Below are 8908 nucleotides of genomic sequence, written 5' to 3' on the forward strand. Positions count from 1 at the left end.
TGATGCCGGATGGCAGCGCGGCCTCCATGCCTGTGCTGGTCAATCTGTTCGGCACGGTGGAGCGCGTCGCGCGGGGCGTGACGGCAAACTTTGCGGGCGGTGCGCCGGTGGAGCGCACACGGGCGAAGGATCTGCGCGAGGTGGGCGAGGCGCTCGCCTTTCTGCGCCAGCCGGAGCCGCCGGGCGGCTTCCGCGAGGCGGTATCCATGCTGCCGCTTCTGAAAACCGTGATGGCGATGAAGCCGAAAACGGTGTCCTCTGCACCCTGTCAGGAAGTTGTGCTGAAAGGCTCCGACATCGATCTGACGGCGCTGCCGATCCAGACCTGCTGGCCGGGCGAGCCTGCACCGCTCATCACCTGGCCGCTTGTGGTGACGCGCGGGCCGAAGGGCACGAAGGAAGATGACTTCAACCTCGGCATCTACCGGATGCAGCTTCTTGGCCGCGACAAGACCATCATGCGCTGGCTGCATCATCGCGGCGGCGCGCAGCATCATGCGCGCTGGAAGAAGGAGAAGTCCGAGCCGCTTCCTGCTGCCGTCGTCATCGGTGCGGACCCAGGCACCATCCTCGCTGCCGTGACGCCGGTACCCGACACGCTCAGCGAATATCAGTTTGCGGGCCTGCTGCGCGGGCAGAAGGTTGAACTGGTGGATTGCACGACGGTGCCGCTCAAGGTGCCCGCACAGGCGGAAATCGTGATCGAGGGGCATGTCTCGCTCGACGACTATGCCGATGAAGGCCCCTATGGCGACCACACGGGCTATTATAATTCTGTCGAGAAGTTCCCGGTCTTCACGGTGAGCGCGATCACCATGCGCCGCGACCCGATTTATCTTTCGACCTTTACCGGGCGGCCGCCGGATGAGCCTTCCGTGCTGGGCGAGGCGCTGAACGAGGTGTTCATTCCGCTGCTGCAACAGCAATTCCCGGAGATCACGGATTTCTGGCTGCCTCCTGAAGGCTGCTCCTATCGCATTGCCGTTATCTCGATGAAGAAGGCTTATCCGGGCCACGCCAAGCGCGTGATGATGGGGGCATGGTCTTATCTGCGCCAGTTCATGTACACGAAATGGCTCATCATCGTGGATGACGACATCGATGCGCGGGACTGGAAGGATGTGATGTGGGCCATCTCCACCCGCATGGACCCGGTGCGCGATGTGACGATGATCGAGAACACGCCGATCGATTATCTCGACTTCGCCTCACCCGAAAGCGGGCTTGGTGGCAAGATCGCGCTCGACGCGACCAACAAATGGCCGCCCGAAACGAAGCGCGAATGGGGCAAGGAAATCCGCATGGATGAAGAAGTCATCGATGCGGTGACGCGCAAATGGTCGAAGCTCGGACTACCGGGCACGGGCAAGCCGATCTGGAAGTGATAGATGATCCCCGTCACTGACAGGCTCAGCATTGATGAGGATGAAATCTCCATCACTTTCATCCGCGCGGGCGGGCCGGGCGGGCAGAATGTCAACAAGGTGTCGAGTGCGGCGCAGCTTCGCTTTGATGCGCGGCGCTCCCCTTCCCTGCCGGAGCGGGTGCGCGCGCGGCTGGAGCGGATTGCAGGGACGAAGCTCACGAAAGACGGCGTCATCGTCATCACGGCGAACCGCTTTCGCACGCAGGAGGCAAACAGGCGCGACGCCATTGACCGGCTCGTCGAGATGATCACCGAGGCGGCGCATCAGCCGAAATTCCGTGTGCCGACGAGGCCAAGCCGCGCGGCAAAACAGAAGCGTGTGGAAGAGAAGGTAAAGCGCGGGACAGTGAAGAAGCTGCGCCGCGTTCGGCCTTCTGAGGATTGATCCCGTCACCGCTTCACGGTTCCTCGCAATGAGGATGCTTATTCGGCGAGCGCGCGTTTCGGTGGCTCTGCCTGTCGTTCATCAAAGGCGACGAGGATGATCTTTTTCGGAAACTCATTCTCCGCCATATGCGCGCGGCAGGCGGCGACGGCGACCCTTGCCGCTTCCTCAGCCGGGTAGCCGAAAATGCCGGTTGAGATGGCAGGGAAGGCGATGGATTCCATCTGGTGTTCTGCCGCGATGGCGAGGGCGTTCCGGTAACAGCTTGCGAGCAAATCTGCCTCGCCCTGCGCCCCGCCATGCCAGACGGGGCCGACAGCGTGAATGATCCATCGAGCGGGAAGGCCGTAGCCCCTGGTGAGCCGCGCCTCGCCTGTGGGGCAGCGGCCAATGGCGCGACATTCTTCCTCAAGCCCCGACCCTGCCGCGCGGAAGATCGCGCCGCAGACGCCGCCACCCGGTGCCAGACGCTCATTGGCGGCGTTGACGATGGCCGTCACCGCCAAATCCGTAATGTCGCCCGTCTCTACGGTGAGTATCGCCGCAGATGCCATGCCGAACGTCCCGTGATAGCGTTTCGCAGAAAAAGATCGAATCACGCAAGGGTGCGAGGCGCAAGACGCCACCTGTTCTGCATATATTAATGCGCCCTGACACTGGAGGACCCCATGGGATTTTATTCCACTTCTCTCGGCCTTGTTGGCGTTTATGTCGGGGTCAATATTCTCATCAATCTTTTCCTTGCCTATCGCGTCTCGGCCAATCGCGTGCGCTCCAAGGTGATGACGGGCACGGGCGATGACGAACAGCTTTACAATGCGAACCGCGCACATGTGACGAATGTGGAATATGTGCCAATCACGCTTGCCGGACTGATCGTGCTGCATCTGCTCGCCGCTTCGATCTATGTGATGCATATTGTGGGCTTGGCGCTGACGATTGGCCGCATACTCCATGCGATTGGCGTGTCGCGGACGAGCGAGTCATCGCCGCCACGCCTGATCGGCACGCTTCTCACATGGATTGCACTGCTGGTCGCGGGCATTGCCTGCCTCTGGTACGTCATTGTCTGACGGTCCTTTCCTGATTTTGTCCGGTTTCTGCCCATGAGTTTTTCTGACAAGTCTTCCGCTCTTGATCTCGCTTCCATGCTGGTGGAACGCGCGCGCCATGCAGGTGCGGAAGCAGCGGAGGTGCTTGTCGCCGAGAGCGCGTCTCTCAGCGTTTCCTGGCGGCTCGGAAAGCTTGAAGATGTGGAGCGCTCGGAAGGGCGCGATATCGGGCTCCGCGTCTTTATCGGAAAGAAGCAGGCGACGGTTTCTTCCACAGACACATCGGAAGCTGCCTTGCAGCCGATGATTGAACGTGCTGTCGCCATGGCGCGCGCAGCACCGGAAGACCCGTGGTGCGGCCTTGCAGACAAGGCGCTGCTCGCGCGGGACTGGCCCGACCTCGACATTGAGGACAAGACGCCGTCTCTCTCTGCAGAAGAGCTTGCGGCCCTTGCCGCAGAGGCAGAAGAAGCGGCCCTTGCTGTCAAAGGTGTTACCAATTCAGGTGGCGCGAGTGCGGGGACGGGACGTTCCACCGCCACGCTCGTTACAAGTGCGGGCTTTGCGGGAACCTATGCCGGCACATCGAGTTCCTTTTCCTGTTCCGTTCTGGCAGGTGAAGGTACGGCGATGGAGCGCGACTATGATTATTCGAGCATGCGGCACAAGGCTGACCTCGAAAGACCAGCCGAGATAGGCCGCCGCGCAGGCGAAAAGGCCGTGCGTCGGCTCAACCCGCGCAAGGTGAGTTCACAAGCTGTGCCCGTGGTTTACGATCCGCGTGTGTCGGGCGGGTTGATCGGCCATTTTGCGGGCGCCATTTCCGGCAGCGCCATTGCGCGGGGAACGAGCTTTCTCAAGAAGGCTATGGGGCAGCGCATCTTTCCTGAAAGCATCTCCATCGTTGATGATCCGCATATGAAGCGGGGTTTGCGCTCCAAGCCTTTCGACGGGGAAGGCGTTGCCAACAGACGCATGACGCTGGTGGAAAATGGCGTGCTGGCGACATGGCTGCTCGACACGGCGACAGCGCGGCAGCTTGGCCTTCAAAGCACCGGCCATGCGGCGCGCGGCACGGGCGGACCGCCCTCACCTTCCACCACCAATCTCTATATGGAAGCGGGCTGCCTGACGGTGAAGGAGCTGATCGCCGATATTCGCAGCGGGCTTTACATCACCGAACTCATCGGCATGGGCGTGAACGGCGTCACGGGTGATTACAGCCGGGGGGCTTCGGGCTTCTGGATCGAGAATGGCGAGATTGCCTATCCCGTCAGCGAGATCACCGTTGCGGGGAACCTCAAGGACATGTTCCTCAATATGACGCCCGCGGATGATCTTGAATTCCGCTATGGCACCAACGCACCCACCATTCGCGTAGAGGGCATGACCATTGCCGGCACCTGAGACGCGAGACAGTGATTTCGCGCTTCTCAAGGAGGTAGTGCGGGAGGCAGGCGCGCTTGCGATGCGCTTCTACTGCACCGACCACAAGCAATGGTCAAAGGCACATGACAATACGCCGGTGACGGAAGCCGATATTGCCGTAAATGATCTGCTGTTGCAGCGGCTCGGCAGCGCGCGCCCGGATTATGGCTGGCTCTCGGAAGAGACGGAGGATGACAATTCACGCCTCACAAGAGAGCGTGTTTGGGTTGTCGATCCGATTGACGGCACGCGCGCCTTTGCGAAGCGGTGGCCGCATTTCGTGATCTCCGTGGCGCTGGTGGAAGCGGGGCGCCCCCTGCTTGGCGTGCTGTTCAATCCGGCAACAGATGAATTTTTCGAAGCGCGGCTGGGTGGCGGCGCCTTTCTCAACGGCAGGCCGATCCATGTGAGCGGGGCGATGGCGATTGAAGGATGCCGGATGGCGGCCTACCCGCCCATGTTTCGTCACCCTGCCTGGCGGGAGCCCTGGCCGGAGATGGAAATTCTGGAGCGCAATTCCGTTGCCTATCGCATCGCGCTTGTTGCCTGCGGGGCGGCGGATGCGGCGCTGGCACTCAACGGGAAGAATGACTGGGATCTTGCGGCGGCCGACATCATTCTCCATGAAGCAGGTGGCCGGATGACAACGCATGACGGCAACCTCTTTTCCTATAACCGCCCCACCACGCGGCATCCAAGCCTGCTGGCGGCGGGCCCCGTGCTTCACAATGCGATTTCCGCCCGTGTGAGTGCCCTCAAACTGCCCGCAACGAGCGGCTAGCATCCTGCTCTTTTGCTGCGAAGCCCGCTTTTTTGCTGCTAAGATTATGGCCGCATACCTGCCGACAGACCGGAACCAAGAACAAACAAAAAGGTCAGCATGAACACTGAACCCGCCAAAGCGTCCGGAGAGACTGCTGAAAGCCCCGGCGCTCTTGCTTCCCTGCTTTATCTCTTCGTTTTCATCGCTGTCGTGTTTCTCGTTGCCGCTGCGGGTGGCGCGGTGACGGCAACCAGCGTCAATGACTGGTATCCGACGCTCGAAAAGCCGCCCTTCATTCCGGCCCCCTGGGTCTTCCCGCTGGTCTGGAACTTTCTCTATTTCATGATGGCGATTGCCGCCTGGCTCGTCTGGAAGACGACCGGAAGCTTCGACCGCTCCGGCTATCCGCTTGCCATTTTTGGCGCGCAGCTCTCGCTCAATCTTGCGTGGAGCATCCTCTTTTTCGGCCTGAAGAGCCCCGTTCTCGGCGTGATCGACGTGGTCGTGCTGGATGTGGCCGTGGCGGCGACGATCATCGCCTTTGCCCGCTTCAACCGCCTTGCGGCCCTGCTGCTCGTGCCCTATCTGCTCTGGTCTCTTTTTGCGACCTATCTGACCATTGGCGTGGCCGTGCTGAACCGCTAGGGGCGAAAAAAGACAGTCCCGGGAAGTATTTACCATTTTCGGGCTTTATGGTGGCGCGGCGCGGGCTGTGATATTGTCCGCGGCAACCGGATATCCGGGCGCGGAGACTAGGCGCCCGTCAGAAACAGGCCAGAATGCCGAAACCAACAAGCGATAGCACCCCGCCCAAAACCGGACAGGGCACCGCTGCCGATTCCGGCACTCCTGCGCCTGTCCGCGAGATCAGCCTGGGCCAAGTCGTCAAGCGCATGGCGCGCGACTATCTGAAGCCGCATTGGCGGCTGGCTGTCGTCGCGCTGGTTGCGAGCGCCATCGTGGCCGCCTCCACGGGCGTCGTGCCGCTGCTCATCAAACATGCGCTCGATAATATTGTCGGCACCGACGCGTGGATGCTGCTGCTTGTTTCGCTTGCCGCCATTGCCGCCACCACGGTGCAGGCCATCGGCACCTATATCTCCCGCGCCAATATCGCGAAGATCGGCCAGTACATTGTCGCCGCCATTCAGAAGCGCATGTTCACGCGCATCATGCATGCGGATCTGGCATGGGTATCACGCACCCATTCGGGGCGCTTTCTTTCCGGCTTTCTTTATGACGCGAACCGGATGCGCGACAGCATCACCGTGACGGTGATCGATCTCGGTCAGAACCTTCTCACCGTGATTGCGCTTGTGGGCGCGATGTTCTGGCTCAACTGGAAGCTTGCGCTGATCGGCAGCACGATCATCCCCTTTGTCGGACTTCTCGTGCGTGTGCTGGGCAAGCGCACCCGCAAGGCGACAAAGCGCAATCTGGAAGGGTCAGGCGACCTCACCGCGACCATTTCCGAAGCGCTGAAAGGCATACGCGTCGTCAAGGCCTATGATCAGGAAGCGACAGAAATCACGCGCACCAGCCAGACGATTGATCGTGTGCGCCACCATGCGCTGAAGGCGATCAACAGCCGCAATCTTGCAAGCCCCGTCACCGGTGTCCTTTCCGGTATCGGCATTGCTGCCGTCATCTATTTCGGCGGGCGAAGCGTCCAGACCGGGTTCCTCACCATTGGTGATCTGGCGGGCTTTCTCTCCGCCATGCTGCTTGCCTATGAGCCGCTGAAGAAGCTCGCCAATACGCAGACGATGATGCATGACGGTGCGGCAGCGGCGGCGCGCGTCTTTCCCATTCTCGATATCGAACCATCCATCACGGCGCCTGCCGATGCGAAGCCGCTGGAAGTGCGCGGCGGATCGATCCGCTTCGAGAATGTGCATTTTCACTATGATGACAATACGCCCGCGCTCGCCGGCATCACCATTGATGTGCCGCAAGGCCATACGGTTGCGCTTGTCGGCCCGTCCGGCGCCGGGAAAAGCACGATCCTCAATCTTGTGCCGCGCTTTTACGACCCGACAGAGGGTCGCGTACTGATTGACGGGCAGGATGTGCGTCACGTGACGCTTTCCTCGCTGCGTGCCGCGAGCTCCCTTGTGACGCAAGAGCCTTTCCTTTTCGACGACACCATCCGCGCAAATATTGCCTATGGCACGCCCGATGCGACCGATGAGGAAATCGAGGAAGCGGCGCGCAATGCCGCCGCGCATGATTTCATCATTGCCTTGCCCGACGGCTATGACACGCGTGTGGGCGAGGCAGGGTTCAAGCTTTCCGGCGGCCAGCGCCAGCGCATCGCCATTGCGCGCGCCATGCTGAAGAATGCCGCCATATTGCTGCTGGACGAGGCGACATCCGCCCTCGACACGGCTTCCGAAATTCAGGTGCAGACGGCGCTTTCCCGGCTGATGCAGGGACGGACAACGCTTGTCATTGCGCACCGTCTTTCCACCATCAGACATGCCAACCTGATTTGCGTAATTGATGAAGGCCGCGTGGTCGAACAGGGAACGCATGATGATCTCGTCGCGATGGGCGGGCTTTATGCAGAGCTTTCCCGCTCCCAGTTCATCGCGGAACCTGCAGATGACAAGGCGGCAGCGCCTGTCATCCACGCGGAAGAGCGCGCGGAGACTGAAGCCCTGTGAAAAAGATCCTGAAGAGCGAGAGATTTACGAAAATCATCGCCTGGCTCATCGCCCTGTTCATCAAACTGGTGCGCCGCACAGGCCGTTTCGAAATACGACGCGGAGATATTGCCGCACGCTTCTGGAGCGAGGACAAGCCCTTCGTTGCTGCCACATGGCATGGTCAGAACATGATCCTGCCGACCTTCTGGCACAACTGGCGTGAGATGCGCATTCTCGTCTCGCGTCATGGTGATGGCGAGATCGTTGCCAAGGTGATGGAGTTTCTGGGTGTCGGTACGATCCGCGGGGCCGGCGTGCCGAAGGGCGAGGAACGCGCCCACAAGCAGAAGGGCAAGGGGGGCGCTGGCGCTCTACGCGCCATGGTGCGCGCACTTGGCGAAAATATTTCCATCGGCCTGACTGCCGACCTGCCGCCCGGCCCCGCGCGACTTGCAGGCGAAGGCATTGTCATGCTGGCTCGGCTCTCCGGTTGCCCCATCATACCTGTTGCGGCCACAACGCGCGCGCGCATCCGGCTCAATAACTGGGACAGCTTCACCATCAACCTGCCCTTCTCCAAAGGAGCGCTTGTCTGGGGCGAGCCGATCTATGTGCCGCGCGATGCAACACCGGAAGAAATCGAGGAAGCGCGAAAGCGTGTCGAAGACGGGCTGAACGCCGTTGCCGCCGAGGCGGAAGAAATTGTGGGGCGCGCCTCTCCGGCAAAGGATCGGGGAGCGCCTGCCCATTGAGCCCCGTCGCGCTGCCATGAATGGAAAGCTCTCCATGGGCCTCGCCATCTACAGAAGCCTGACACGCTGCCTCGCGCCTGTTGTGCCGCTTCTGCTTGACCGGCGCACTGCGCGCGGCAAGGAAGACCCGGCACGGCGCGACGAAAGGCTTGGCATTGCAGCCCGACCGCGCCCGAAGGGAAAGCTCGTCTGGCTTCATGCGGCAAGTGTGGGAGAATCCCTCTCCGTGCTGCCGCTGGTCGATCAACTTCTGGCAGCAGGGCCTGATCTTCATGTTCTCGTGACAACCGGCACCGTCACCTCGGCAAAGCTGATGGCGGACCGGCTGCCCGAGCGCGCTATCCATCAATATGTGCCGCTTGATCATCCAACCTATTGCGGGCGCTTTCTCGATCACTGGTCGCCCGATCTTGCCGTATGGATTGAATCCGAGTTCTGGCCAAACCTGATCTTT

Annotated in this window: 10 protein-coding genes; 9 read left to right on the top strand and 1 reads right to left on the bottom strand. The window is 61.0% G+C overall.

Annotated elements, in window-relative coordinates; all coding sequences use genetic code 11:
• Together WBF74_RS03405 and arfB are read left to right on the top strand one after the other, a co-directional pair.
• A partial coding sequence (locus WBF74_RS03405; RefSeq protein WP_424435181.1) for a UbiD family decarboxylase occupies window positions 1-1385 on the top strand: 1385 nt, incomplete at its 5' end.
• Between the two features lie 3 nt (window positions 1386-1388).
• Entirely contained in the window at window positions 1389-1811 is a 423-nt protein-coding gene (gene arfB, locus WBF74_RS03410; protein WP_424435184.1) for an alternative ribosome rescue aminoacyl-tRNA hydrolase ArfB, read from the top strand.
• Window positions 1812-1849: 38 nt separating this feature from the next.
• Here arfB and WBF74_RS03415 read toward each other — a convergent pair whose 3' ends face one another.
• On the bottom strand, window positions 1850-2365 hold the full coding sequence (locus WBF74_RS03415; RefSeq protein WP_424435187.1) for a macro domain-containing protein: 516 nt from the start codon (window positions 2363-2365) through the stop codon (window positions 1850-1852).
• A 114-nt stretch (window positions 2366-2479) separates the two neighbouring features.
• Here WBF74_RS03415 and WBF74_RS03420 point away from each other — a divergent pair, with 114 nt between their 5' ends.
• The 7 genes from WBF74_RS03420 to WBF74_RS03450 all read left to right on the top strand — a co-directional run.
• Entirely contained in the window at window positions 2480-2884 is a 405-nt protein-coding gene (locus WBF74_RS03420; protein WP_424435190.1) for an MAPEG family protein, read from the top strand.
• Window positions 2885-2917: 33 nt separating this feature from the next.
• Window positions 2918-4270 carry a TldD/PmbA family protein gene (locus WBF74_RS03425; protein ID WP_424435193.1) on the top strand — a complete coding sequence of 451 codons (1353 nt, stop codon included), beginning with the start codon at window positions 2918-2920 and terminating at the stop codon, window positions 4268-4270.
• Window positions 4257-5072 (top strand): 3'(2'),5'-bisphosphate nucleotidase CysQ, encoded by an 816-nt coding sequence (locus tag WBF74_RS03430; RefSeq protein ID WP_424435196.1) that lies wholly within the window; start codon window positions 4257-4259, stop codon window positions 5070-5072. Before WBF74_RS03425 ends, WBF74_RS03430 begins: the two co-directional genes overlap by 14 nt.
• Before the next feature lie 99 nt (window positions 5073-5171).
• Complete coding sequence (locus WBF74_RS03435; RefSeq protein WP_424435199.1) at window positions 5172-5699, top strand: TspO/MBR family protein; 528 nt, start codon at window positions 5172-5174, stop codon at window positions 5697-5699.
• A 134-nt stretch (window positions 5700-5833) separates the two neighbouring features.
• Entirely contained in the window at window positions 5834-7720 is a 1887-nt protein-coding gene (locus WBF74_RS03440) for an ABC transporter ATP-binding protein (RefSeq protein WP_424435202.1), read from the top strand.
• On the top strand, window positions 7717-8454 hold the full coding sequence (locus WBF74_RS03445; RefSeq protein ID WP_424435205.1) for a lysophospholipid acyltransferase family protein: 738 nt from the start codon (window positions 7717-7719) through the stop codon (window positions 8452-8454). The genes WBF74_RS03440 and WBF74_RS03445 overlap by 4 nt, the downstream gene beginning before the upstream one ends.
• 34 nt (window positions 8455-8488) lie before the next feature.
• Window positions 8489-8908: 3-deoxy-D-manno-octulosonic acid transferase (locus WBF74_RS03450; protein ID WP_424435208.1), on the top strand; the 420-nt coding region annotated here is incomplete at its 3' end.

The organism is Parvibaculum sp. (assembly GCF_049672805.1).
In the GTDB taxonomy this organism is placed as follows: domain Bacteria; phylum Pseudomonadota; class Alphaproteobacteria; order Parvibaculales; family Parvibaculaceae; genus Parvibaculum.

Bases quoted from the DNA above. Each gene is read 5' to 3' on its own strand.
- WBF74_RS03415 (WP_424435187.1), bottom strand. From the start codon at position 2,365: ATGGCATCTGCGGCGATACTCACCGTAGAGACGGGCGACATTACGGAT.
- WBF74_RS03435 (WP_424435199.1), top strand. From the start codon at position 5,172: ATGAACACTGAACCCGCCAAAGCGTCCGGAGAGACTGCTGAAAGCCCC.
- WBF74_RS03420 (WP_424435190.1), top strand. From the start codon at position 2,480: ATGGGATTTTATTCCACTTCTCTCGGCCTTGTTGGCGTTTATGTCGGG.
- arfB (WP_424435184.1), top strand. From the start codon at position 1,389: ATGATCCCCGTCACTGACAGGCTCAGCATTGATGAGGATGAAATCTCC.
- WBF74_RS03440 (WP_424435202.1), top strand. From the start codon at position 5,834: ATGCCGAAACCAACAAGCGATAGCACCCCGCCCAAAACCGGACAGGGC.
- WBF74_RS03425 (WP_424435193.1), top strand. From the start codon at position 2,918: ATGAGTTTTTCTGACAAGTCTTCCGCTCTTGATCTCGCTTCCATGCTG.